Here is a 24,782-nt window from a genome sequence, read left to right as displayed (position 1 = left end):
GGTGGCCCGGCGACTGGCATCATGGCCGGTACAGGCCGGCCACCGCGAATCGCGAGCGGCGCCAACGAACAGGAGCCCCTGATGTCCTCCCCGACCACCACCACGCTCGAGAAGCCGCTGGAAAGCACCACCGACAACGACGACACGCCGAAGATGTTCCACTACGTGCGCAAGTCCAAGATCGCCGAATCGGCGGTGATGGGCAGCTTCGTGGTGGCGCTGTGTGGCGAGACGTTCCCGGTGACCCGCTCGCCCAAGCCGGGCTCGCCGGTGTGCCCGGACTGCAAGAAGATCTACGAGTCGCTCAAGGCCTGATCGCCGAAGGCCTGAGAAGCTGCCGGCCTGATCGTTGGCCCGGTCCGGCCGGCGGCTAGGTCGCCGGCCGCCCGGCGGCCGGATCGGCCGGGTCCACCTGGTCCTGCTCGGGGTCGTAGCGCTGCCAGCGACGTAGTTCCCGTTTCGACGGCCGCGGCGGGTAGTACTCCAGCGTCGCGTTGTTGAACTGGGCGCCGATGATCACGGCCATGGACACGAAGTAGTAGAAGAGCAGGAACGTGATCGGGGTGGCCAGCGCCCCGTAGGTCAGCCCGTGCGCGTACACGTACGACAGGTACAGCCGGAGCCCGAAGCTGGTGACGATGAACACCGCGGCCGCCAGGAACGCCCCGGGCACGCCTCGGTACCAGGGATGTTTGTGCTTCGGGGCGACCTTGTAGAGCACCGTCAGCAGGAAGATCAGCCCCAGCGCCAGCGTGGGGTAGTAGGCGATGTTGACGATGTTGGAGACCTGCGGGCGCCACGACTCGGGGAACACCTTGGGCAGGTAGTCCGGGCCGATGGCCAGCAGCGGCAGCATGATGATGCCGGACAGCAAGGCCAGCAGGTACAGGCCGAGGGCGAAGAAGCGCTCGGCGACCGGATGACGCACCTCGTGCTGGCCGTAGGCGATGGTGATCGACTCCACGAACGCCGACATCGCCGACGAGCCGGCCCACAGGCTGATCACCAGGCCGACCGAGACCACGTCGGCCTGGCCCTGGCTCAGGATCGTCTCGACCGTGTTGCCGACCAGGTTGTCGGCGACCTCCTCGTTGAAGATGGCGTTGAGGAAGATCAGGATCTGCTCACGGACCTGGTCGATCGTGCCCGCCGGGAAGTACCAGCCGACCACGTAGCCGACCAGGCCGAGCAGGGCCAACAGCAGCGGTGCGGTGGACAGGGCGCACCAGAACGCCGCCTGCGAGCTCATCCCGAACAGGGAATCGCCCCAGGCCTTGGACAGGGTGCGGCCGATGACCTTGCGCCAGCGGTGCCGGACCCGGGGCGGCGCGATGGCCGCGGGCCCGGTGCCCTGCCGGAACCAGGGGACGGTGTGCTGGACATCGGCCGGGGAAGGCGCTGGATCGGGCGCCGGATCGAGGTCGAAGCGGTGCAGGGCCACCGTCGCGGTGGCGTCCGGCCCCGTCGGCCCCGCGGACCCGTTGCGGGCGACCGCCGGCTCGTACGGTGCCGTCGCACTCGCGTCCGCCGCGGCGGCGACGGGTGGGGCGGCAGGAACGGGGGGCGGACCGGCCGGGGCGGAGGGTGCACTCAGCGTGCGGCCCCCCGCGGGCCGCGTCGGATCCCGTGGTGGCGGGACGGCCGTGCTCACCTCACGAGTCTGCCTTGCCCGACGCCGACGGTGCCAACACGACACTGCTTCGGCGGCCGGTTGCCGGCGCACCGACACCGATTCGCAACAATCTCCGGCCCGCCCGGCGCGCCCCGGCCCGCCACGCCGAACCCGAGCCGACACCCGCACCGGCGCCCCGCCGCGCGGGCCCGGAACGGTCCGCGGGGGTCGGGGGCGAGGGTAGGGTCGTGGGTCGGCGCGGCCGCCGGACGGCCGGCCCAGCCATCGGAATCGATGACACAACCAGTGATCTCGGGCGAGCACCGAGGCGCGCGGCCACCCGGCCGGGTGACGGAGCGGAGGGACGGGTGAGCGGGGTGGGGCAGCCGCCGCTGCGGCCTTGGCAGCGCGAGGCACTGGGGGCCTACCATGCGGCGCACGCCGGCGGGGGACGGCGCGACTTCCTGGTCACTGCCACCCCGGGCGCCGGCAAGACGACGTTCGCCCTCGCGGTGGCCGGCGACCTGCTGCGCCGCCGGGTGATCGACCGCGTCGTCATCGTCTGCCCGACCGACCATCTGCGCACCCAGTGGGCCGACGCGGCCGCCGCCTTCAACCTGGTGCTGGACCCGAAGATGTCCAACGCGCAGGGCCCGGTGCCGGCCGGCTGCCAGGGCTATGTCGCCACGTACGCGCAGGTCGCGGCGCGCCCGGCCATCCACCAGGCCCGCAGCGGCAAGCTGCGCTCGTTGGTGGTGCTCGACGAGATCCACCACGCCGGGGACGGGTTGTCCTGGGGTGAGGCGGTCGGCGAGGCGTTCGGCGAGGTGCACCGGCGGCTGTCGCTGACCGGGACGCCGTTCCGGACCCGGGCCGGCGAGCGGATCCCGTTCGTCGAGTACGAGATCGACGGCGACCTGCTGCGTTCGGTCGCCGACTTCACCTATGGCTACCGCCGGGCGCTGGCCGACCGGGTGGTCCGGCCGGTCGTGTTCGCCGCCTACAGCGGCGTCTCCCGGTGGCGCAACAGCGCCGGCGAGGTGATCGCCGCCTCGCTCACCGAGGCCGGCACCAAGTCGGTGGAGACGGCGGCCTGGCGGACGGCGCTGGATCCGGCCGGTGGTTGGGTGCCGCACGTCATCGCGGCGATGGACGAGCGGATCAGCCAGTTGCGGTCCTCGGGCATTCCCGACGCCGCCGGGCTGGTCCTGGCCAGTGATCAGGACGACGCCCGGGACTACGCCGACGTGGTGCATCGCATCACCGGCACACGCCCGGTGCTGATCCTGTCCGACGACGCCGCGGCATCCAAGCGGATCGAGCGGTTCCGCGGCAGCGACGAGCGGATCGCGGTGTGTGTGCGGATGATCTCCGAAGGCGTCGACATCCCCCGCGCCGCCTGTCTGGCCTGGATGACCTCCTACCGGACGCCGCTGTTCTTCGCCCAGGCCGTCGGCCGCGTGGTCCGGGCCCGGGGGGCGCACGAGGCGGCGACGGTGTTCCTGCCGGCCGTGCGGCCGCTGCTGGCCCTGGCCGCCGAGTTGGAGCAGGACCGCAACTACGTCATGGCGCCGCCCCCGCCGGTGCAGGACGACCTGGACGCGCTGGCCGATCCGCTGCCCCGGGAGCCGGTCGAGCCGGGCAGCCGGAAGATCGAGGGCCTGGACTCGGAGGCCGAGTTCGCGCACGTGCTGCACTCGGGCCGGGCCGTGGTGTCCGGCGGGTCGGCGCCGGGCCGGGAGCCGGCCGTCATGACGTCCGGGATGATCGGCGAGGAGGACCAGGATTATCTGGGGCTGCCCGGATTGCTCAGCCCGGAACAGACCGCGGCCCTGCTGGCCACCCGGGATTCCGACCTGCGGCGCCGGGTGCGATCCATGCCGCGGGACCCGTTGGCCGACGCGCCGGACCCGGACGCCGGGTCGATGGCCGGCTGGCGGGCCGCCGCGGATCTGCGGCGTGAGGTCAATCAGCTGGTTGCCCGGGTCGCGGCGCGGACCGGCAAGCCGCACGCCAGCGTGCACTCCCAGGTGCGTCGGGCGGTGCCCGGACCGGCCTCGGCGGCCGCCGACCCGGACGTGCTGACCGCCCGCCGGGACCACCTGCTGGGCCTGCTGTAACTCTCGCCCCGGCCCGCGCGTCAGCCGGTGGACAGGGCCTTCCAGGACCCGATGACGCCGAGCAGGCCGGAGCCCAGGAACAGGTACCAGCCGACCGTGGTCTGACCGAACAGGCTGAACACCCCGACGTCGAAGACCATCCGGGCGTGCACGACGACCCACAGGGCCCCCGCCGCCGACAGCAGCGAGATGACCAGGGCGGCCGCCCCCAACGGGCGATGGTTGAGCGGCGCCATCATGGCCAGGCCGAGCACGATCAGCGCGCCACCGCCGACGGCGCATCCCAGGATAGCCAGGGTGGCCCAGCTCACTTCGCTGGACGGTGCAGGAGCGGCCCGCAGGGCCCGGTAGATGCGCCAGCCGGTCAGCTGGCCGGCCGGGCCGGCACCGGCCCCGGACAGTACCGCGGACGCGGCCGCCGTCGTGGTGAGCCAGGGGACCAGCAGCTGCCAGATGCCGATCGCCCCGGCGAGCAGGAGAAAGATGGCCGCGACCGGGTCGGCTCGCACCGACCGATGGGGCGGGGGCGGGGCGGCCACGACCGAGGGCGCCACTGCGCGTCCCAGTTGTGACATGCCCCGCACCTCCCGATCGGTGCCTGCATCATCGCGCATGAGCAGGCGACGGCGGAACCGCCCGATCGCGTGACCGGCCGGCGGCGGGGGCCGCGGCCGGTCAGATCGTCGTGACTACGAGCCGCTCAGGACTCGTCGCGCGAGCGGTGGATCACCGCGGCCAGCTGCTCGAGCCGGGCCCCGTGCTCCTTGGCATGGTGATTGCAGAACAGCAGTTCGCCGCCCGTGGGCAGCAGGGCGCGCACGCGGGCGGCCGCACCGCAACGGTCGCAACGATCGGCGGCGGTGAGCGCAGCTGGACTGGCAAGAGTCTCGGTCATTGTCGTCCTCCCATCGGCCGCCACCGCGGTGGCAGCTTCGTCACCGTTCACGTCCGACTTCGCGTTCACGGGTGTTGGTACGTGGCGCTGTCCTTCCCATCAAGACGAGACGTCGCTGTCTCCACGTCTGGGACGTCAGAGGCACCGCGCCGGTTGTCCGATACCGGTCATTCGTAGCGATCGCCGGTAACGATGGGTCCTTGCGGGTGACGCTGACCCGCTCATCGTGCCATCCCCGGGCCCGTCCGGGCCGGGAATTCGCCCGTGGCGTAAGACACCGTTCGCATCCGTGTCGTCCCGCTGGCCGGTAGAAACTGCAACTGCCGGTGTGAGGCGTCACACTGACCTCGGGACTTTGGTCCTTGATCGAAAGGGGCGCCAACCAGCAGTCTCGTTGAGTCGCCGTCAGCCGCCGCCGAACGGCCCGCCAGAAGGAGGAGAACTAGCTGTGGATCCCTTGGGTATTGCCCGCTGGCAGTTCGGGATCACCACCGTGTACCACTTCTTGTTCGTGCCGATCACGATCGGCATGGCGTTCTTCATCGCGATCACCGAGACCGCGTGGGTCCGCACCCGCAAGCCCGTGTACCTGCGGGCCACGAAGTTCTGGGGCAAGATCTTCCTGATCAACTTCGCGATCGGCGTGGTGACCGGCATCGTCCAGGAGTTCCAGTTCGGGATGAACTGGTCGAGCTACTCCCGGTTCGTCGGCGACGTCTTCGGCGCTCCGCTGGCCATGGAGGCCCTGCTCGCGTTCTTCCTGGAGTCCACGTTCCTGGGGCTGTGGATCTTCGGCTGGGACAAGCTCTCGCCGCGCCTGCACTGCGCGTGCATCTGGCTGGTCTCGATCGGCACCATGCTCTCGGCGTTCTTCATCATGTCGGCCAACTCGTTCATGCAGCACCCCGTCGGTGTCACGGTGAACGCCGACCGCAGCCGGGCCGAGATGAACGACATCTGGGCGGTGCTGACCCAGCCGCTGAACATGTGGGCGTACTCGCACGTTATCGCCGGGGCCATCCTGTCCGGCGCGGCCATGTTCGCGGGCATCGCGTCGTACTTCCTGATGAAGAAGCGCGACGTCGAGGTCTTCCGGCCGGCGGTACGGTTCGGCCTGGTCGGCATGCTCATCGGATCGCTGGCGGTGATCGTCACCGGCGACCTGCTGGCCAAGGTGATGACCGATGTGCAGCCGATGAAGATGGCCGCCGCCGAGGCGCTGTGGGACACCACCGAGGGCGCGTCGTTCTCGCTGTTCACGATCGGCACGCTGGACGGCTCCAGCGAGGTGTTCTCCATCCGGGTGCCCGGCGTGCTCTCGTTCATGGCCACCGAGTCGTTCTCCGGCACCGTCGAGGGCATCAACGACGTGCAGGCCCAGTTCGAGGAGCAGTACGGCCCAGGCGACTACCGGCCGATCATCCCGGTCGCCTACTGGATGTTCCGGATCATGATGGGCGCCGGCTTCGTCATGTTGCTGGTCTCGATCGTCGGCCTGTGGCTGACCCGCAAGGGCCGGCTCCCCGAATCCAAGACCGTCTGGCGGCTGGCGATGTTCGCCATCGCCGGACCGGTGGTCGGCCACTCGGCCGGCTGGATCTTCACCGAGATGGGTCGCCAGCCCTGGACGGTGGTCGGGCTCTACCGGACCGAGGAATCGGTCTCGCCGTCGGTCAGCGGCGGCTCGGTGCTGACCTCGTTGATCATCTTCACGCTGCTGTACGGGATCCTCGCGGTGGTCGAGGTCGGCCTGGTGGTCAAGTACGTCAAGATCGGCCCGCCCAGCGAGCAGGAGGCACTGGCCTCGATCCGCCGGGGCAAGCCGCGCAGCGGTGGGTTCGGCGGCGACGACGAAGGGACGCCCGCGGACGCGGACGAGAAGCCACTGGCGTTCGCCTACTGATCGCCATGCGCCCGACCGCTGTGATCACCGCCGTCACCACCCCTGTCCTCGAACTACCGCCGGCCCTGGCACCTAGGAGCGGTCAACCGTGTTCCTGAACAACCTCTGGTTCGTCCTCATCGCCATCCTGTGGATCGGATACTTCGTCCTGGAAGGCTTCGACTTCGGCGTCGGCGCGCTGCTGCGCATCGTCGGCAAGGACGAGAAGGGCCGCCGGGTCCTGATCAACACCATCGGCCCGGTCTGGGACGCCAACGAGGTCTGGCTGCTCACCGCGGGCGGCGCGACCTTCGCCGCTTTCCCCGAGTGGTACGCCTCGATGTTCTCGGGCTTCTACCTGGCCCTGGTGCTGATCCTGGTGCTGCTGATCGTGCGCGGGGTGGCCTTCGAGTACCGGGGCAAGGGGCACAGCGATACCTGGCGGGCCCGCTGGGACCTGTCCATCCTGGTCACCTCCTGGGGGCTGGCCCTGCTCTGGGGCGTTGCCTTCGGCAACGTGGTGCGCGGCGTCGCGCTGAACGCCGAGCACGAGTACGTGGGCACCTTCCTGGACCTGCTCAACCCGTTCGCGCTGCTGATGGGCCTGACCACGCTGCTGCTGTTCCTGACCCACGGGTCGGTATACCTGGCCCTGAAGACCACCCAGGAGGTTCGGGAACGGGCGCAGCGGCTGGCCGTCCGGCTCGGGCCGGTCGCGCTCGTGGTGATGGCCGTGGCCGTCGTCTGGCAGCAGTTCATCCGGGGCACCACCGGCTCGGTCGTGCTGGGCGCGTTGGCCGTGGTCGCGATGCTGGCGGCGGTGCTGTTGACGCGCGCCAACCGCGACGGCTGGGCGTTCCTGGCCTCCGCGGTGTCCACCGGGATGCTGGTCACCGGCTGGTTCGCCTCGATCTACCCGGACGTGTTCCCCTCGACGATCAACCCGGACTACTCGCTGAACATCGAGAACGCCGCGTCCACCCCGTACACGCTCACCGTGATGAGCTGGATCGCCCTGCTGTTCGTCCCGTTGATCCTGGGCTACCAGGCGTGGAGCTACTGGATCTTCCGCAAGCGGATCTCGACCAAGCAGATCCCCGAGTCACCGACCTCGGTGCCCAGCCATTGATGGCCGCGGCCGGGTCCGGGCCGGCGACGCCGGTCCGGACCCGCACGGGCCCAGGGTTAGCGCATCATCCCGGCGCGCATGGCCACCGCGACCTGGTGCGAGCGGTCGCCAGTGCCCAGCTTGCGGCTGATCCGGGCCAGGTGGCTCTTGACGGTCAACGCCGACAGCGACAGCTGTTCGGCGATCCACTTATTGGTGCGACCCTCGGCGACCAGCCGCAGCACGTCCAGTTCACGGGCGGTCAACCGGCCCAGCCGGCCGGACAGATCCGGGTCGGCGCCTCCCGGGTGTCCCCGCAGCACGCCGGTGGCGCCGGCGGCCAGGGCGGCCAGCAGCGGCTCCGGTTGCCGGGACAGGGCCACGGCCAGCACCCGGGTCCACGGAACCTGGGCCAGGCCGCGGATCAGTCGGGGCGCCGGATCGCCGAAACCCAGGCTGACCAGGGCCAGCTGACCGCCGGTCGAGTTCTCGATCAGGATCTCCACGGCACGCACGCTGTCGGCCTGGATGACCTGACCGGCCCCGCCGGAGGCCAATTCGGTGGCCAGCCGTTCCCGGCTGCTGGGCACCGGATCGGCGATGAGCACGGTCATCGCCCCGGCCACGAGGTCGGTGGGCTCGGCGGATCCGCCCAGACGGCGGTGGTCCGCGATGGCACTGCGTTGCCGGGGCACAAAACGGGCACGCGGCGCGATCGAGGTATGTGACATGAGTGCTGACCGGGTCTCACTGTCGGTATCAAGCGTCATGGTTCTTGGTCCCTCCTGGGCCCCTGAACGGTTGAGTCCGCGACTGGGTCTTCATCACCAGGTGATGTACCCGGTACTCAGCGCAGTCAAACGCCGGCATCCGCAGGGTGACGGCGCCGCGGCCGCCGCCCTGCTGTCCGACCGCTCTGTTTCACTGGTGCCGTGAGACCCTTCGACCCGCGACTGGCCCGGTACGCCACCGGCGTGCGCCGGTTGATCGTGCTGTCCGTGGTCCTGGGTGTTCTGTCGGCGCTGGTGGTGATCGTCCAGGCCGTCCTGCTGGCCGGGATCCTGGCCGAGGTGATCATCGGCGGGGCCGGCCTGGAACAGGTCGCCGGCCGCCTGGGGGTGCTGGCCGTGGTGATCGCGATCCGCGCCGGGCTGGCCTGGGCGTCGGAGGAACTGGCCGGGCGCAGTGCGTCGGCGGTCACCGCCGGGCTGCGGCGCGATCTGGTGCTGCACGCGGCCGCGTTGGGTCCCCGCTGGCGATCCGGCGAACAGACCGGGCGGCTCGCCGTCCTGGCCACCACCGGGGTCGAATCGCTGCACACCTACCTGGCCCGCTACCTGCCGCAGCTGGTGCTCTCGGTGGTGGTGCCGGTGATGATGCTGATCTACCTGTTCAGCGCCGACCTGACCAGCGCCATCATCGTGCTGGTCACCCTGCCGTTGATCCCGCTGTTCATGGCGCTGGTCGGCTGGTACACCGACCGGCAGACCCGGGCCAAGTGGGCCAGCCTGTCCCGGTTGGCCGCGCACTTCACCGACGTCGTGGCCGGGCTGCCCACCCTGAAGGTGTTCGGCCGGGCCAAGGCCCAGGCCGAGGCGGTCCGCCGGGTGACCGACGACTACCGCCGGTCCTCGATGGTCACTCTGCGGGTGGCGTTCCTGTCCTCGATGGTGCTCGAACTGCTCGCCTCGTTGTCGGTGGCCCTGGTCGCCGTGGCGATCGGGCTGCGGCTGGTGTACGGCGGGCTGACCCTGGAGGTGGGCCTGGCCGTGCTGATCCTGGCCCCCGAGGCCTACCTGCCGCTGCGGGCGCTGGGCACCCAGTTCCACGCCGCGGCGGACGGGGTGGAGGCGGCCGGCCGGGTGCTGGACGTGCTGGACACGCCGCCGCCGCCGGCCGGCACCCGCCGCGATCTGGCCGGGCCGTTCGAGATCGGCCTGCAGGACGCGACGGTGGGCCGCCCGGGGGAGCGCGGCGCCGTCGGCCCGCTGACCCTGAGCGTGCCGCCGGGTCAGGTGACCGTCGTCATCGGCGACAGCGGCGCCGGCAAGACCACGTTGTTGCAGCTGATCGCGGGGGTGGTTCGACCCGACTCCGGTGCGGTGGACGTGCGTGGGGCCGGCACCGACCCCGTCCCGGTGGCCGAGCTGGATCCCGGATGGTGGCGCGGCCAGCTCGGGTGGGCGGCCCAGGGCGGCGCCCTGCAGGCCGGCACCATCCGACAGAACCTGAGCCTGGGTCACCCCGGTCTGGACGAGGCGGCGCTGCGCGCGGCCCTGGTCGCGGTGGACGCGGCCGATTTCGTCGATGCGTTGCCCGGTGGCCTGGAGCATCGGCTCGGTGACGGTGGGGCCGGTCTGTCGCAGGGCCAACGGCAGCGCCTGACGCTGGCCCGGGCGTTGGCCCGGCCGGCCCCGGTGCTGCTGCTGGACGAGCCCACCGCCGCGCTGGACGGCGACACGGAGCAACGGGTGCTGGCCGGCATCCGGCGATACCTCGCCGGACGCACGGTGGTGCTGGTCACCCACCGGCCCGGCCCGCTCGCCCTGGCCGATCACGTCGTGCGGCTGGAGACGGCCGCGATCGAGCAGACCGATCCCGCGGACGGCGAGGCCGGCACCGCGCTGGCCACCACCGGGGTGAACCCGTGGTGACCGCCCCCCGTTCCGGGGCCGCGTCCGTGGCCCCGGCCGGCCCGCCGGCCGCACCGGCGGCACCTGCGGTGCCTCGCCGGATGGCGCCGCTGGCCCGGTTGTGGTCCCAGGCGGCCGGGGTGCGCTGGCGACTGCTCGGCGCCGCCGTCGTCGGCGCGTTGGCCACCGGATGCGCGGTCGGCCTGATGGCCACGTCGGCCTGGCTGATCGCCCGGGCCGCCCAGCAACCACCCGTGCTGTACCTGATGGTCGCCGTGGTCTCGGTCCGGACGCTGGGCATCGGCCGCGGCGTGCTGCGCTACGTGGAGCGGCTCATCTCGCACGACGCCGCCTTCCGGGTGTTGGGCGGCATCCGGCAGCGGCTGGTCGCGCACCTGGCGTTGATCGCGCCGGCCGCCCTGCCGGTGTGGCGGCGCGGGGATCTGCTGGCCCGCACCGTCGACGACGTCGACGACGCCGGGGACGCCTTCCTGCGCGGGCTGCTGCCGTTGGCCGGGGCCGCCCTGGTCGGGGCCGGCACCGTCGTGCTGCTGGCGCTGATCCTGCCGGCCGCCGGGGTGGCGCTGGCCGTGGCGCTGGTGGTGGCCTGCGTGCTGGTGCCGGTGCTCTCGGCCCGCCGCTCCGCCCGGGTCGAGGGGCAAGCCGTGCAGATCCGGGCCGGCCGGACCCGGCTGGTCACCGAGCTGCTGGACGACCTGCCCGAGCTGACCGTCTCCGACGGGCTGGCCGGGCGGCTCGACGAGCTCGACCAGATCGAGACCGACAGCCGGCGGATCGCGGCCGGGACCGCCCGCGCGGCCGGGGTGGCCGCCGCGGTCGCCGTCGCGGCCATGGGCGCGGCCGTCTGGGTCGCGGCCTGGTTCGGGGTGCCGGCGGTCGCCGCGGCCGACCTGAACCCGGTGCTGCTGGCCGTGATCGTGCTCACCCCACTGGCCCTGACCGACACCGTGCAGGCGGTCGGGGTGGCCGCCGCGGCCCTGCATCGGGCCACGGCCGCGCTGCGCCGCCTGTTCGCCGTGATGGACACCCCGCCGGTCACCGCACCTCCGCCGGTTCACCCCCGACCGCTGCCGGAGCCGGCCGCCGGCGCGATCATCCGGCTGCGCGGGGTCGGCGCCCGCTGGCCCGGGGCGGACCGCGACGCGCTGACCGACATCGACCTGGACCTGGTGCCGGGCCGGCGGATCGTGGTGGCGGGGGAGTCGGGTTCGGGCAAATCCACGCTGCTGGCCGTGCTGCTGGGCTTCCTCACCCCGACCACCGGGCGGATCACCCTGGACGGGGTCGACGTCGCCGAGCTCGATCCCGACCAGGTCCGCACCCGGTTCTCCTGGTGCGACCAGAGCGCGCACCTGTTCGACTCCACGGTGCTGGAGAACGTGCGGCTGGCCCGCCCGGACGCCGACGCGGCGCAGGTCGAGGCGGCCCTGCGCGAGGCCGGCGCCGGCGGCTGGCTCGACGGGCTGCCCCAGGGCCTGGACACTCCGGTCGGCGAACACGGGCGGGCGGTCTCCGGCGGCGAGCGTCAGCGCATCGCGCTGGCCCGGGCGATCCTGGCCGACCGGCCGGTGCTGCTGGCCGACGAACCGGCCGCGCATCTGGACGGGGCCACCGCCGAGTCCGTCACCGCCCGCATCATGCGACCCGACCCGGGCCGGTGCGTGCTGCTGGTCTCGCACCGCCCGCAGGACGAGGCCCTGGCCGACCAGGTGGTCCGGCTCGCCGGCGGGCGCCGGGTCGGCTGACGACCCGCGCCGGGCATCGAGCCGGCGCCGGAGGCGGCCGGTGGGACCGTTCTCGCCGGTTCCGGGGCCGGGGAGGATGATGGGTGCTCGGACCGAAGGAGAGTGCATGGCCGGCAGAGGCGAGCTGGAACGGGCCGTCGTCGACGTGCTCTGGGACGCCGGTGAGCCGATGACCGCCCGGGCCGTCGTCGAGGCGTTGCCCGGTCGCGAACTCGCGGTCACCACCGTGCTCACCGTGCTGTCCCGGCTGGAGACCAAGGGTCTGGTCCGCCGGTCCCGGGACGGCCGGGCCCATTCGTACGAGGCGACCGCGGGCCGGGAGGAGCACCTGGCCACCCTGATGCGGCAGGTGCTGGACGGGGCTCCGGATCGGGATGCGGCACTGACCAGGTTCGTCGGCGGGATCTCCGAACAGGACCAGGAAGCGTTGCGGCGCGCCCTCGACGGCCCCTGCTGATGGATGCGGACCTGGCCCCGGCCGCGGGGCCGACGCCGGTCGCCGCGATCGGCTGCCTGCTGGTCCTGATCGGGGTGACGCTGGCGGCGCCGGTCAGCCTGGCGCTGGCCCACGCCCGCTGGCCCCGGCGCGCGCCGGCCTGCAGCCTGCTGCTGTGGCAGGGGGTCTGCCTGGGCGCGGGATTCTCGGTGGTGGCCGGGCTGGCCCTGCTGGCCGTCGAGCCGTCCGGGCACACCCTGGTCGGCGCCGGGCTGAGTTGGTGGGGGTCGCTGTTCGCGGGGGAGCTGGCGCCCTGGCGCGCGGTCTGCGGGCTGCTCGGGCTGGCCGTCGCCGTGCTGTTGCTGACCACCCTGATCCGCACGGCCTGGCGCACGGTGCGCCGGCGCCGCGGGCACCGACAACTGCTGGATCTGCTGACCCGACCGATCCCGCCCCGGGTGCCGATCGGCGCCGGCTGCCAGGTCCGGTTGATGGATCACCGCAGCGCGGTCGCGTACACCCTGCCCGGTCTGCACGCCCGGCTGGTCGTCTCCACCGGGCTGGTCGACCTGCTCACCCCGGTCGAGCTGGCCGCGGTGGTCGAACACGAACGGGCCCACCTCCGGGCCCGGCACGACATCCTGATCCTGCCGTTCCAGTCCTGGGTGGCCGCAGTCGGCCGGGTGCGTGGGGTGCGGGAGGCCGGGCGGTCGGTGACGGAGTTGACCGAGATGCTCGCCGACGACGTCGCGCGGGCCCGGTCGGCCCCGGGCGCATTGGCCTCGGCGCTCACCCGGGTCGCCCTGGAGGGACGGACCCGGGCCGGTACCGACGGCCCCGACACCATCGGCGGCCAGGCCGCCGGAAGTGACGCGCATCGGGCCGGATCGGGGACGTGCGTGACCGACCGGGTGCGGCGGATGAACGATCCGCGGCCGTTGCCGCTGTTCGCCCGGGCCTTGATCGTGCTCACGGCGGCCGGCCTGCTGGCGATCCCGGCCACCGTGCTGACCCTGACCTGGTAGTTCGGTCGGGACAGCGCTGGCCGGGACCGGCCGAGCGGTTTACTCCAGGTAGTCGCGTAGCACCTGGGAGCGCGACGGGTGCCGCAGCTTGGACATCGTCTTGGACTCGATCTGCCGGATCCGCTCGCGGGTGACCCCGTAGACCTGGCCGATCTCGTCCAGGGTGCGCGGCTGACCATCGGTCAGGCCGAAGCGCAGCCGGACGACGCCGGCCTCCCGCTCGGACAGGGTCTGCAGGACGGCCTGCAGCTGGTCCTGCAGCAGGGTGAACGAGACCGCGTCCACGGCCACGACGGCCTCGGAGTCCTCGATGAAGTCACCGAGCTGCGAGTCACCCTCGTCACCGATGGTCTGGTCGAGGGAGATGGGCTCCCGGGCGTACTGCTGGATCTCCAGCACCTTGTCCGGGGTGATGTCCATTTCCTTGGCGAGCTCTTCCGGAGTGGGCTCGCGGCCCAGGTCCTGCAGCAGCTCGCGCTGGATGCGGCCGAGCTTGTTAATGACCTCGACCATGTGCACCGGGATACGAATGGTGCGGGCCTGGTCGGCCATGGCCCGGGTGATCGCCTGCCGGATCCACCAGGTGGCGTAGGTGGAGAACTTGTAGCCCTTGGTGTAGTCGAACTTCTCGACCGCGCGGATCAGACCGAGGTTGCCCTCCTGGATCAGGTCCAGGAACGCCATGCCGCGGCCGGTGTAGCGCTTGGCCAGCGAGACGACCAGCCGCAGGTTGGCCTCGAGCAGGTGGTTCTTGGCCCGCTCGCCGTCCCGCTTGATCCAGCGCAGGTCGCGCCGCATCTGGTTGGGCAGTCGCTCGCCGGCTTCCTCGAACTGGCGCATCCGCTCGGAGGAGTAGAGGCCGGCCTCGATCCGCTTGGCCAGGTCCACCTCTTCCTCGGCGTTGAGCAGCGCGACCTTGCCGATCTGCTTGAGGTAGGCGCGGACGGAGTCGGCCGACGCGGTCAGCTCGGCGTCCTTGCGCGCCTGCTTGAGCGCCTCGGACTCCTCCTCGTCGTCCCAGGTGAACTCCTCGGACTCGCCCGGCTTGTCGGGGGTCGCGTCCTTGCCGGCGGGCTTGGCCTTGGCCACCGCCGGGGTCGCGGCCTCCTCCTCGTCGTCCTCGTCCGCCTCGTCGATCTCCAGGACCCCGACCACCGCGGTGCCGGTCGCGGTCGCGTCGTCGGCGACCTGTTCGACATCGATCAGTTCGACGTCGTCGGCCCCACCGATGAGCTCCTCTTCGGGAGCCTCGTCGGTCGCCTCCAGGGCGGTCGGGTCCGTCGCCGGATCGGCCGCCTGGGGAGCGGACCTGATGGCTGCCCCGGGATCGCCCGAAGCCGACCGTCGGGTCCTTGTCGAACTGGGAGAGGTTGCTGCGCCTGCCACTGATGCCCTTTCGCGTCAACGAGCCGCATACACGGCGGTCCGATTCCGCTCACGCCGGGGTACAGCTTGCGCTGAGCCGACGCGAGGGATCCGAACTCGAGAACCGTGGTCCTGCCGGAAAGCGACCGCTCCAGTGTAGCCGCGCCGCCTCCCGGCCACGACCGAATCGAGGCCCGCGATCGGCGGACCACCGAAAATCGGCCGGTCGTACCCGTCAGTCCAGGATCAGGGTCTGGGTGGACTCGGCCGGGGACTCGGCCGCTTCGGCCGGGGTCTGGGCCTCACTGGCGGCCAGCGCGGCGCCGACGATGCCGGCGTTGTTGATCAGCTGGGCGACCACGGTGGGTGTGCGGTTGCGCAGCAGCGGCACCCACTTCTCCGGCTTCTTGGAAATGCCGCCGCCGAGGATGAACAGCTCCGGCCAGAGCAGGTTCTCCAGGTGGCGCAGGTACTTGGAGGCCCGCTTGGCCCACTGCTCCCAGCTCAGGCCGTCGCGCTCCCGGGCCGAGGCGGCCGCCTTGGTCTCCGCGTCGTGCCCGTCCAGCTCGATGTGCCCGAGCTCGGCGTTGGGCACCAGCTTGCCGTCGTTGATCAACGCGATGCCGATGCCGGTGCCGAAGGTGACCACGATGACCAGGCCGCGCCGGCCCCGGCCGGCGCCGTAGCGGGCCTCGGCCAGCCCGGCCGCGTCGGCGTCGTTGAGCACGGTCACCGGACCCGGCAGGTGCGGCTCCATGGCCTGCTGCAGCGAGGTGCCGATCCAGCCCTTGTCCACGTTCGCGGCCGTCTGCACGACGCCGTTCAGGACGACGCCGGGGAAGTCGACCCCGAACGGACCGGAGTAGTCGAAGTTGGCGGCGACCTGACCGGCGGTCTTGGCCACCGCCTCGGGGGTGGACGGGCTGGGCGTCGGCAGCCGGAAGCGCTCGCCGATCAGCACGCCGCCGCGCAGGTCGACCACGCCGCCCTTGATCCCGGTGCCACCGATGTCGATGCCGAAAGCGATGTCGGGCTGGTTGGTTGCCACACGAACTCCTCGCCAATCGAGTACGCCGCCCGGGTGGGGCGTGGGCGGCACGGTGCCGAAATCGTACTGATCGAAGTCCGGGACGGCAGCATCAGCGCGCCCGGGGCTCAGGTGGCGCAGTCGGCCGTGGGCAGTGCGGGAATCGGCGGCAGCGGCTTGGCCGCCGCGGTCTGGCCCTCGATGACCGCCGGCGGGGTCGCGGCGTCCTTGATCTGCTTGAGCTGGTCGCGGGTCTCGCTGCTGACCGAGTCGTAGATGTAGCGGCCGCCCAGCGCCAGGTCCACCGAATCGTCGACCCGGGAGTCGACGACCAGCTGCGCGCACGGTGCCACCAGCAGCACCGTCCGGGCCGCGGCCGCCCCGGCCGGGCCGAAGCGGATCTGGGCCACGCAGTTCAGGTCGGAGGCCGGGTACAGCGGATCGTTGCCGCTGGCGAGCATCGACTCGAAGCCGGCCGCCCGCAGCTCGTCGGCCACCGCCTTGGCCTGCCCGCGCACGCTGCTGGCATTGAACACGGTCAGCAGGATGGTCGAGGGGTTGGCCGGCCGGACGTTGGCCAGGCTCTCGTGGTCGGCGTAGGCGCCCAACGAGGTGACGATCGGCGGCGCGGTCGAGGTCGGGGTGGTGGGCGTGGCCGGCGCGGCGGTGTCCCCGGTCGCGGTCGGATCGGCGGCGGTGCTGCGGATGGTCGGCGCGGTGGTCACCGGGGCCGGCCCGGGGGCGTTGCAGGCGCCGCTGTCGGCGGCGCTCTCGCGCAGGCTGGGGAACCAGATGATGGCGCCCACCACGAACAAGACGATGAGCACGATCGCCACCGGCCAGTAGTGACGCCGTCGATACCGATCGGGCGCGGACTCGCGACTCACCGCTGGGGGACCCTTCTGTTCCGTGGAGCCGGCCGGCTGACCGACGTCTGGCCGCGAGAAGTTCGACGCGGGCGAACACCGGAGTGCGCGCGTCGCTGCGCGGCGGCTGGCGCCATCATGGCGGGCGCGACATGGAACCAGGGTAAAGCCACGCCGAGCCGGCCCGGACCCCCGCTCGCCTCCGGCCGGGGTATCGGCTACTCTGCGCGCGCCGATAGCGTCGGCGCGGCCCAGTGGTGCTCCCCTTGGTTCTTCGTCGGCGCGCCGTGGTGACCAACGAGCCGGGTGTGACGGCGACCGCAGCGGGCACAAAACGTGGGTCGGATGCGTTACCCGGGTCGCAGTAAACGGAGCAGATGAGACCTGGGGCGATCCCAGGGTGAGGAAGTGAACATGGCTACCGACTACGACGCTCCACGTCGGAACGAGTCCGACGAACCGTCCGAGGATTCGCTGGAAGAACTGAAGGCGCGGCGCAACGAGGCCCAGTCCGCGGTGGTGGACATCGATGAGGGCGACACCGCTGAGAGTTTCGAACTGCCCGGGGCGGACCTGTCCGGTGAGGAGCTGACCGTCAAGGTCATCCCCAAGCAGGCGGACGAGTTCACCTGTTCGGTGTGTTTCCTGGTGCAGCACCGCAGCCGGCTGGCCGCCGACAACGGCGGGCGCCTGGTGTGCGTGGACTGTGCCTGACCCGCACGCCGGGTCGGGTGCGGGGCAACAGGTGATACAGGACACAGAAGTGCCCGCCGCCCCGGTGGAGTCCGGCCCCAGCCGGGCCCACCGGCAGGTGGGTGATTTCCACCGGGCCTACGGGCTGCCGATGCGCGACGAGCCGACCGCCGGCGTCGGCTCCGATCAGGCACTGCTGCGGCAGGCCCTGATCGAGGAAGAGGTCGGCGAGCTGGCCGACGCGGTGCGGGCCGGCGACGTGGTCGGGGTGGCCGACGCGTTGGCCGACATCGTCTACGTCGCGTACGGCACCGCCCACGTGTACGGCATCGATCTGGATGCCGTGCTCGACGAGGTGCACGCGTCGAACATGACCAAGCTGGGCGCGGACGGGCGCCCGGTGCGCCGGGCCGACGGCAAGGTGCTCAAGGGTCCGCACTACCGCCCGCCGGACATCGCCGCCGTGCTCGGGCAGGGCGCCCGGGCCGGTGGCGGGGTTACCCTCGACTAGGACAGCACCACCCGGTGCGTGGGCCCCGAGGCCGCACACCGGACCCGACATCTGCAGTGGCGAGACAGGAGGGACGGGCCATGGCGGGATCGTTCTCCACCTGGATCCGCAAGCTCACCCGGGACGACGACGAGGTCGACGCCGACCGGCTCAGCGGCGAGGCCGATGCCTCGGGCGCGGTCCGCGCCCAGATCTGCTGCCAGGGTGAGGTGGTCAAGCTGCAGGGCCGGTTGCGCTACGTCGACCTGCGGCCCACCGACTCGCTGGCCACCCTGGTCGCCGAGCTCTACGACGGGACCGAGGGCGTCCAGCTGATCTGGCTGGGCCGCCGTTCCATCCCCGGTATCGAGCCCGGTCGGACGGTCAAGGTGCGCGGCCGGGTCGCCATCCGGGACGGCCGCAAGGTGATCTACAACCCCGACTACGACCTGCTGCCGGCGCACGCGTGAGTTCAGGTCCGACCGACCCGTACGGCCGTGAGCCGGCGGGTGCCGCGCCGCACGAATCGCCGGAGATCGATCCGGGCCCCCCGCCCGCCGCCGAGTGGGGGCCGCCGCCCGCGACCGCGCCGGGTCCGGCCGCCCGGCCGCCGGCCACCGTCTGGGACCAGATGGGCGGCGTCATGGGCATGGTCGATTCCGGCCTGCCCGTGCTGGTCTTCATCGTCGCCAACACCGTCGGCGGGCTGGGCTGGGGGATCGGCGCGGCGGTGACCGCGGCCGTCGTCATCGCGATCATGCGCATCGCCCGTAAACGCCCGGTCACCCAGGCGATCGGCGGCCTGTTCGGCGTCGGCATCGCCGCCTACATCGCCTACCGCACGGACTCGGCCAAGGGCTACTTCCTGCTCGGCATCTGGAGCTACCTGCTCTACGGCGGCGCGCTGCTGCTCTCGATCGTCGTGCGCTGGCCGCTGATCGGCGTCATTTGGGAATCGGTCAACGGGCGCGGCACGGCCTGGCGCAAGGACCGCGCCCTGGTCCGGCGCTACGACTGGGCCACCTTCGTCTGGGTGGTCGTGTTCGCCGTGCGCTACCTGGTGCAGAACTACCTGTACGACTCGGACCAGGTCGGCTGGCTGGCCGCCTTCCGGCTGATCATGGGCTACCCGCTGTTCGTGGTGGCCATCGCGGCCAGCGTGCTGATCGTGGCCCACGGCACCTGGCCCGAGCACGCCACTACCTGGCGGTCCCGGATCCGGCACCTGCGGGAGTCCAGCCGGCCGGGCAAGGACGACCCGCAGTCCTCCGAGGCCACCTGAGGGCACCGGCGTCCCGGCCCCTTAGCGCAGGGCCTCGCGCACCTGACCCTCCACCTCGGTGGAGGCGACGAACAGCAGCTCGTCCCCGGGCTCCAACGGCTCGTCCGGCTGCGGCACGATGACCCGCCCGCCGCGCAGGATGGTGACCAGGGCCGCGTCCCGCGGCAGCTTCAGATCACGCACCGGCCGGCCGGCGATGCTGGTGGTCGGCGGCAGGGTGACCTCGACCAGGTTGACCTGGCCCTGGCGCAGGGTGAACAGGCGGACCAGGTCACCGACCGAGACCGCCTCCTCGACCAGCGCGGCCAGGATGCGCGGCGTCGACACGGCCACGTCCACGCCCCAGGCGTCGGTGAACAGCCACTCGTTGCGGGGGTCGTTGACCCGGCCGACCACGCGGCCGACCGCGAACTCGGTCTTGGCCAGCAGCGAGACCACCAGGTTGACCTTGTCGTCGCCGGTGCAGGCGATGACCACGTCGCAGGTCTGCAGGCCGGCGTCCTCGAGCAGGGCGACCTCGCAGGCGTCGGCCAGCACCCACTCGGCCGCCTCGATCCGGCCCGGCTTGATGGCCTCCGGGTCCCGGTCGATCAGCATGACCTGGTGGCCGTTCTCGACGAGCTCACCGGCGATGGACCGGCCCACCGAACCGGCTCCGGCGATGGCGATGCGCATTACAGACCGTCCACCGGGGAAATGGCGGCCTTGTCGGCCACGTCGTGAATGTCACGGGAGAGCACCGAGGCGTAGATCAGGTCGCCGTCCTGGACGACGGTCTCGGGCGAGGGCAGCAGGCCCCGGCCGAACCGCACGACGAACGCCGCGTGCACGCCGACGGCGGCGTCCAGCTCGCTGAGCGGGCGGCCGATCCAGTGCCGGTGGTAGGGCAGGTTGACGATCGTCACCGTGCCCGAGGGGTCCCGCCACTCGCTGATCAGGCCCTCCGGGATGATCATCCGCAGCAGCCGGTCGGTGGTCCACGGCACGGTGGCCACGGTCGGGATGCCCAGGCGCTCGTAGACCTGGGCCCGTTTGGCGTCGTAGATGCGGGCGACCACGGTCTCCACGTTGAACTGCTCGCGGGCGACCCGGGCGGCGATGATGTTGGAGTTGTCGCCGGAGGAGACCGCCGCGAACGCGTGCGCCTCCATGATCCGGGCGGCCAGCAACACGTCCCGGTCGAAGCCCATGCCGGTGACCTGCTGGCCGTGGAACTCGCTGCCCAACCGGCGGAACGAGGCCGGATCGCGGTCGATGACGGCGACCGAGTGCCCGGCGCGGCCGAGCTGGCGGGCCAGTGACGACCCGACCCGGCCGCAACCCATGATCACGATGTGCACGCGGGGTGCCCTTTCGCTGCTGATGGACGCCGCGGCCCTGTCCATCCGGGCGGTCCGTCCGGGCGGGGTGGACGCGGCCTTGCGGGGCCGGCGGTACCACTCCGCCCCGGCAGGGAGAAACCTACATCGTGGCGCCGCGGGCCGACCGCGCGACCGCGCCGCGGGCGCGCGGGAGCGGTGTTCGGGGCCGCCGTGGTGCCGGCGCCCGCCGGGCCACCGTAGGCTCGCGAACTGTGTCCAAGCTGACCACGGCCGCCAAGCGCTTGCTGGTCGGGCGGCCCTTCCGAAGCGACAAGCTCGCGCACACCTTGTTGCCCAAGCGGATCGCCCTGCCGGTGTTCGCCTCCGACGCGCTGTCCAGCGTGGCGTACGCGCCGCAGGAGATCTTCGCGGTGCTCTCGGTCGCCGGGCTCGCCGCCTACGCCTACGCCCCCTGGATCGCCGGCCTGGTCGCGCTGGTGATGATCGTGGTCGTCCTGTCGTACCGGCAGAACGTGCACGCCTACCCCAGCGGCGGCGGCGACTACGAGGTCGTCACCAAGAACCTGGGCCCGACGTACGGGCTGCTGGTGGCCAGCGCGTTGCTGGTCGACTACATCCTGACGGTGGCCGTGTCGACGGCCGCGGGCGTGGCCAACATCGGATCGGCGATCCAGGTGGTGGGCGATCACCCGGTGTGGTTCTCCATCGGGATCATCGTGCTGGTCTGTGCGTTGAACCTGCGCGGCATCCGGGAGTCCGGGTCGGCCTTCGCCATCCCGGTCTATGCGTTCATCATCTCGATCGTCGCGATGATCATCACCGGCCTGGTGGAGTTCGTCATCGGCGCCGACGTCAAGGCGCAGAGCGCGGACTTCCACCTGCAGGCCGAGTCCGCCCTGACCGGGTTCGCCCTGGTCTTCCTGCTCCTGCGGGGCTTTTCCTCCGGCTCGGCCGCGCTCACCGGCGTCGAGGCGATCTCCAACGGCGTGCCGGCGTTCAAGAAGCCCAAGTCGCGCAACGCGGCCACCACGCTGGCCCTGATGGCCGCCTTGTCGGTGTCGATGATGCTGGGGCTGGTGGCGCTCACGCTCTACACCGGCGTGCAGTTCGCCGACGATCCGGCCACCCAGCTGATCGGCGCCCCCGAGGGCTACTACCAGAAGACGTTGATCGCCCAGATCGCGGAGGCCGTCTTCTCCGGGTTCCCGTTGGCCTTCTACATCGTCTCGTTCACCACCGGCCTGATCCTGGTGCTGGCCTGCAACACGGCGTTCAACGGCTTCCCGGTGCTCGGTTCGATCCTGGCCCAGGACCGGTTCCTGCCCCGGCAGTTGCACACCCGCGGCGACCGGCTGGCCTTCTCCAACGGCATCGTTTTCCTGGCCGCGATCGCGCTGATCCTGGTGATCGCGTTCCAGGCCGACGTCACCGCACTGATCCAGCTCTACATCGTCGGGGTGTTCGTCTCGTTCACCTTCTCCCAGTTGGGCATGATCAAGCACTGGAACAAGCTGCTGCGCACCGAACGCGACGGGGCGGTCCGCCGGCGCTACCGCCGGTCGCAGACCATCAACGCGGTCGGCTTCTGCTTCACCGGCGTGGTGCTGATCATCGTGCTGATCACCAAGTTCCTGGCCGGCGCGTGGATCGCCCTGCTGGCCATGGCGGTCATCTTCGTCACCATGCAGGCCATCAAGCGGCACTACGAGCGGGTCGCCCAGGAGATCGCCGCCGACGAGGACGATCTGGTGCTGCCCAGCCGGGTGCACGCCATCGTGCTGGTCTCCAAGCTGCACCTGCCGACCATGCGGGCGCTGGCGTTCGCCCGAGCCACCCGGCCCGACACCCTGGAGGCGGTCACCGTCAACGTCGATCCCGAGGACACCGCCGATCTGGCCCGGGAGTGGGAGGACCGGCAGATCCCGGTCTCGCTCAAGGTCATCGACTCGCCGTTCCGGGAGATCACCAAGCCGGTGCTGGACTACGTGCGCCGGGCCCGCAAGAACGCGCCCCGCGACGTGGTCACCGTGTTCATCCCCGAGTACGTGGTCGGGCACTGGTGGGAGCACCTGCTGCACAACCAGTCCGCGCTGCGGCTCAAGGGCCGGCTGCTGTTCACCCCGGGCGTCATGGTCACCTCGGTGCCCTGGCAGCTGTCCTCGTCCGAGGCGCTGGACGAACGGATCCGGCTGCGCGCCGAACGATCGCCCTACATCCGCGGCCGCAAGCCCGGCTCGCTGATCCCGCCCGACGGCGCCAGCGACACCGGCACCTTCGAGATCCGTTACGGGGACGAGTGAGCGGCGCGGCGGCCCCGGCCGCCGACGAGCTGGCCCCCGGCGTCGAGGTCGAGGTGACGATCGGTCCGGTCGCCCACGGCGGGCACTGCGTCGCCCGGTACGACGGCCGCGTCATCTTCGTACGGCTGGCCGTGCCGGGGGAGCGGGCGATCGTGCGGATCACCCAGGCCAAGGCCGGCTCGTTCTGCCGCGGCGAGGTCATCCAGGTGCTGCAGGCCGACCCGGCCCGGATCCCGGCGCCGTGCTCGCACTACGGGCCCGGCGGGTGCGGGGGCTGCGACTTCCAGCACGTGCAGCCGGACCGGCAACGCGAACTCAAAGCCGAGGTGGTGGCCGAGCAGCTGCAGCGGCTGGCCGGGATCGAACGCACGGTGGTGGTCGAGCCGCTGCCCGGCGGTGACGTCGGCTGGCGCAGCCGGGTCCGCTGGGCCCTGGACGCGCAGGGCCGGGTCGGCCCCCGGGCCACCCGGTCGCACCGGGTGGTTCCGATCAATGCGCTGCGACCGTGCCTGATCGCCGACCCGGCGATCACCGCGGCCACGGACACCCTGGACGTGCCGCCGGGCGTGCACCCGGCGCCGCCGACCGGCCCGCGCCGCCGCCGGCGCGACTCCGGTCGGCCGCCGCGCCGCACCCCGGTCGCGCTGCCCGAGGTGGTGCTCGCCCAGGCCGCCGACGGCGCGGTGACCGCCACCTGGCCCGGCCGGCCCGGCGCGGCACCGATCGTGACCGAACACGCCGCCGGGCGGGATTTCGCCGTCGCCGCCGACGGCTTCTGGCAGCCGCACCATGCGGCCGCGGACGTACTCGCGGCCGCGGTCGCGGCCGCTCTGGCCGGCGTCGAGCTGGCCGGGCGCACCGGCTGGGACCTCTATGGCGGCGTCGGGCTGTTCGCGCAGGTGCTGGCCGAGGCGATCGGCCCCGAAGGGACGGTCATCGGCGTGGAGTCCGACGAGCGGGCCGCCGACCTGGCCGTGGCCAACCTGGCCGACCACCCGGGGTTCACCGGTCGCTGCGGCGAGGTCGAGGCCGTGCTGCCGACGCTGGACCCGGCGGTGGCCGCGATCGTGCTGGATCCGCCGCGCAGCGGCGCCGGGCCCCGGGTCTGCGCGTCGCTGGCCGGGCTCGGCCCGGACGTCATCGTCTACGTGGCCTGCGATCCCGCCGCCCTGGCCCGGGACACCGCGGCGCTGGCGGCCGGTGGCTACGGGCTGGACTCGCTGCGCGCGTTCGACACGTTCCCGCAGACCCACCACGTGGAATGCGTGGCCCGGTTCGTGCCGGCCGCCGCCGACTGACCGGTCGCGGCGGTTCGGTGCGAACCCGACGGAATCGGACGTATCCCTGACGTCCATTCGGAACTCTTCACTGCGTTGCCAACGCTTGCCGCGACCGCCGTCGAGGAGTTTTGTATGTCTATGTCAGTGGATGTCCGATCGCCCCAGGCCGTCGTCACCCGTCCGGGGAACCAGCCCGAGCGCAACGTCACCGTCGGTCACCAGCCGACCGAGGTCGACGTGCTGTTCCCGCTCGTCGACGAGGAGCAGTGGCCGCCCTACCCGGCGGAGAGCATCGAGGGCGTGCTGCTGGCCCACGATCTGGTCGAGATCGTCGGGGTGCCGTGGTTCGTCACCAACCTCTCGCGCGGTGACATCGTGCGGGTCAGCCACGACGGCATCGGTTACGTCGGCGGGGTGATCGTCAGCCGCGGCGGGCACTCCACCCTGCACGTGCTGGCCGCCACCCCGGCCGAACTGGCCCCGGTGATCGAGGCGCTGACCGCACTGGGGGCCGTGGTTCGCAGCGGCCTGGAGCCGCCGATGCTCGCCGTGGACGTCCCCGAACGCGTCAGCCTGACCGCGGTGGTGCGGATCCTGACTGCAGCCGAGTCGATGACCTGCGCGTTCACCGTGGCCAGCGATCAGCACGGGGCCCGCTCGGCCTGCGCCTGAACTCGAAC

General features: G+C 71.9%; 24 protein-coding genes and 1 pseudogene. 16 read left to right on the top strand and 9 right to left on the bottom strand.

Annotated features, from left to right (window positions below):
- The first annotated feature begins 81 nt into the window (after positions 1–81).
- Positions 82–315, top strand: a complete 234-nt coding sequence (locus NAMU_RS18680; protein ID WP_015748901.1) for a DUF3039 domain-containing protein — start codon at positions 82–84, stop codon at positions 313–315.
- A gap of 55 nt (positions 316–370) precedes the next feature.
- Here NAMU_RS18680 and NAMU_RS18675 read toward each other — a convergent pair whose 3' ends face one another.
- Positions 371–1,651, bottom strand: a complete 1,281-nt coding sequence (locus NAMU_RS18675) for a YihY/virulence factor BrkB family protein (RefSeq protein ID WP_245544825.1) — start codon at positions 1,649–1,651, stop codon at positions 371–373.
- A gap of 329 nt (positions 1,652–1,980) precedes the next feature.
- On the opposite strand from NAMU_RS18675, the gene NAMU_RS18670 reads away from it, so the two are divergent.
- Positions 1,981–3,732, top strand: coding sequence for a DEAD/DEAH box helicase (locus NAMU_RS18670; protein WP_015748899.1), 1,752 nt, complete (start codon positions 1,981–1,983; stop codon positions 3,730–3,732).
- Between the two features lie 20 nt (positions 3,733–3,752).
- Here NAMU_RS18670 and NAMU_RS18665 read toward each other — a convergent pair whose 3' ends face one another.
- Positions 3,753–4,307 (bottom strand): hypothetical protein, encoded by a 555-nt coding sequence (locus tag NAMU_RS18665; RefSeq protein ID WP_015748898.1) that lies wholly within the window; start codon positions 4,305–4,307, stop codon positions 3,753–3,755.
- A gap of 125 nt (positions 4,308–4,432) precedes the next feature.
- Positions 4,433–4,627 (bottom strand): DUF7455 domain-containing protein, encoded by a 195-nt coding sequence (locus tag NAMU_RS18660; protein WP_015748897.1) that lies wholly within the window; start codon positions 4,625–4,627, stop codon positions 4,433–4,435.
- Between the two features lie 448 nt (positions 4,628–5,075).
- Between NAMU_RS18660 and NAMU_RS18655 the strand changes: the two genes are divergently transcribed.
- Together NAMU_RS18655 and cydB are read left to right on the top strand one after the other, a co-directional pair.
- A complete protein-coding gene (locus tag NAMU_RS18655) occupies positions 5,076–6,530 on the top strand; it encodes a cytochrome ubiquinol oxidase subunit I (protein WP_015748896.1) in 1,455 nt (484 codons plus the stop codon).
- An 88-nt stretch (positions 6,531–6,618) separates the two neighbouring features.
- A complete protein-coding gene (gene cydB / locus NAMU_RS18650; RefSeq protein ID WP_015748895.1) occupies positions 6,619–7,638 on the top strand; it encodes a cytochrome d ubiquinol oxidase subunit II in 1,020 nt (339 codons plus the stop codon).
- 56 nt (positions 7,639–7,694) lie between these two features.
- Here cydB and NAMU_RS31910 read toward each other — a convergent pair whose 3' ends face one another.
- Complete coding sequence (locus NAMU_RS31910; protein WP_041370961.1) at positions 7,695–8,231, bottom strand: helix-turn-helix transcriptional regulator; 537 nt, start codon at positions 8,229–8,231, stop codon at positions 7,695–7,697.
- Positions 8,232–8,549: 318 nt separating this feature from the next.
- Between NAMU_RS31910 and cydD the strand changes: the two genes are divergently transcribed.
- The 4 genes from cydD (at position 8,550) to NAMU_RS18630 (ending at position 13,477) form a co-directional block, all read left to right on the top strand.
- Positions 8,550–10,271: a thiol reductant ABC exporter subunit CydD gene (gene cydD, locus NAMU_RS27615; protein ID WP_015748893.1), complete on the top strand. Its 1,722-nt coding sequence runs from the start codon at positions 8,550–8,552 to the stop codon at positions 10,269–10,271.
- The gene (gene cydC, locus NAMU_RS27610) at positions 10,268–12,016 is read left to right on the top strand and encodes a thiol reductant ABC exporter subunit CydC (RefSeq protein ID WP_138180337.1); all 1,749 of its coding nucleotides are present in this window, start codon (positions 10,268–10,270) and stop codon (positions 12,014–12,016) included. Before cydD ends, cydC begins: the two co-directional genes overlap by 4 nt.
- A gap of 106 nt (positions 12,017–12,122) precedes the next feature.
- The gene (locus NAMU_RS18635) at positions 12,123–12,473 is read left to right on the top strand and encodes a BlaI/MecI/CopY family transcriptional regulator (protein ID WP_015748891.1); all 351 of its coding nucleotides are present in this window, start codon (positions 12,123–12,125) and stop codon (positions 12,471–12,473) included.
- Positions 12,473–13,477, top strand: coding sequence for a M56 family metallopeptidase (locus NAMU_RS18630; protein ID WP_015748890.1), 1,005 nt, complete (start codon positions 12,473–12,475; stop codon positions 13,475–13,477). The genes NAMU_RS18635 and NAMU_RS18630 overlap by 1 nt, the downstream gene beginning before the upstream one ends.
- Positions 13,478–13,516: 39 nt before the next feature.
- Here the strand turns inward: NAMU_RS18630 and NAMU_RS18625 are convergent, their stop codons facing one another.
- The 3 genes from NAMU_RS18625 to cei form a co-directional block, all read right to left on the bottom strand.
- Positions 13,517–14,863 (bottom strand): RNA polymerase sigma factor, encoded by a 1,347-nt coding sequence (locus NAMU_RS18625; RefSeq protein ID WP_015748889.1) that lies wholly within the window; start codon positions 14,861–14,863, stop codon positions 13,517–13,519.
- 214 nt (positions 14,864–15,077) lie between these two features.
- Entirely contained in the window at positions 15,078–15,890 is an 813-nt protein-coding gene (ppgK, locus tag NAMU_RS18620) for a polyphosphate--glucose phosphotransferase (RefSeq protein WP_015748888.1), read from the bottom strand.
- 107 nt (positions 15,891–15,997) lie between these two features.
- Positions 15,998–16,756, bottom strand: coding sequence for an envelope integrity protein Cei (gene cei / locus NAMU_RS18615; protein WP_138180335.1), 759 nt, complete (start codon positions 16,754–16,756; stop codon positions 15,998–16,000).
- Positions 16,757–17,149: 393 nt separating this feature from the next.
- Between cei and NAMU_RS18610 the strand changes: the two genes are divergently transcribed.
- The 4 genes from NAMU_RS18610 (at position 17,150) to NAMU_RS18595 (ending at position 19,200) form a co-directional block, all read left to right on the top strand.
- The gene (locus tag NAMU_RS18610; protein ID WP_015748886.1) at positions 17,150–17,449 is read left to right on the top strand and encodes a DUF4193 domain-containing protein; all 300 of its coding nucleotides are present in this window, start codon (positions 17,150–17,152) and stop codon (positions 17,447–17,449) included.
- Positions 17,450–17,498: 49 nt separating this feature from the next.
- The gene (locus NAMU_RS18605; RefSeq protein WP_015748885.1) at positions 17,499–17,939 is read left to right on the top strand and encodes a pyrophosphohydrolase domain-containing protein; all 441 of its coding nucleotides are present in this window, start codon (positions 17,499–17,501) and stop codon (positions 17,937–17,939) included.
- 80 nt (positions 17,940–18,019) lie between these two features.
- Positions 18,020–18,388, top strand: coding sequence for an OB-fold nucleic acid binding domain-containing protein (locus NAMU_RS18600; protein WP_015748884.1), 369 nt, complete (start codon positions 18,020–18,022; stop codon positions 18,386–18,388).
- Positions 18,385–19,200 carry a DUF3159 domain-containing protein gene (locus NAMU_RS18595; protein WP_217180487.1) on the top strand — a complete coding sequence of 272 codons (816 nt, stop codon included), beginning with the start codon at positions 18,385–18,387 and terminating at the stop codon, positions 19,198–19,200. Before NAMU_RS18600 ends, NAMU_RS18595 begins: the two co-directional genes overlap by 4 nt.
- Positions 19,201–19,221: 21 nt before the next feature.
- On the opposite strand, the gene NAMU_RS18590 is transcribed toward NAMU_RS18595, so the two are convergent.
- Both NAMU_RS18590 and NAMU_RS18585 read right to left on the bottom strand, forming a co-directional pair.
- Positions 19,222–19,875: a potassium channel family protein gene (locus tag NAMU_RS18590; RefSeq protein ID WP_015748882.1), complete on the bottom strand. Its 654-nt coding sequence runs from the start codon at positions 19,873–19,875 to the stop codon at positions 19,222–19,224.
- A complete protein-coding gene (locus tag NAMU_RS18585; protein ID WP_041369145.1) occupies positions 19,875–20,540 on the bottom strand; it encodes a potassium channel family protein in 666 nt (221 codons plus the stop codon). Before NAMU_RS18585 ends, NAMU_RS18590 begins: the two co-directional genes overlap by 1 nt.
- 233 nt (positions 20,541–20,773) lie before the next feature.
- On the opposite strand from NAMU_RS18585, the gene NAMU_RS18580 reads away from it, so the two are divergent.
- From NAMU_RS18580 to NAMU_RS18570, 4 genes and pseudogenes are all read left to right on the top strand, one after another.
- Positions 20,774–22,822 (top strand): APC family permease, encoded by a 2,049-nt coding sequence (locus NAMU_RS18580; protein ID WP_015748880.1) that lies wholly within the window; start codon positions 20,774–20,776, stop codon positions 22,820–22,822.
- Positions 22,819–22,992, top strand: a pseudogene (locus NAMU_RS31905) (TRAM domain-containing protein); the annotation flags it as partial. The gene NAMU_RS18580 and the pseudogene NAMU_RS31905, both read left to right, overlap by 4 nt.
- A gap of 156 nt (positions 22,993–23,148) precedes the next feature.
- Positions 23,149–24,120: a class I SAM-dependent RNA methyltransferase gene (locus tag NAMU_RS18575; protein WP_407669252.1), complete on the top strand. Its 972-nt coding sequence runs from the start codon at positions 23,149–23,151 to the stop codon at positions 24,118–24,120.
- 114 nt (positions 24,121–24,234) lie between these two features.
- The gene (locus tag NAMU_RS18570; protein WP_015748878.1) at positions 24,235–24,774 is read left to right on the top strand and encodes a DUF4265 domain-containing protein; all 540 of its coding nucleotides are present in this window, start codon (positions 24,235–24,237) and stop codon (positions 24,772–24,774) included.
- Positions 24,775–24,782: the final 8 nt, after the last annotated feature.

Source organism: Nakamurella multipartita DSM 44233 (assembly GCF_000024365.1).
In the GTDB taxonomy this organism is placed as follows: Bacteria; Actinomycetota; Actinomycetes; order Mycobacteriales; family Nakamurellaceae; genus Nakamurella; species Nakamurella multipartita.
This window is presented reverse-complemented; position numbering and strand designations above follow the sequence as displayed.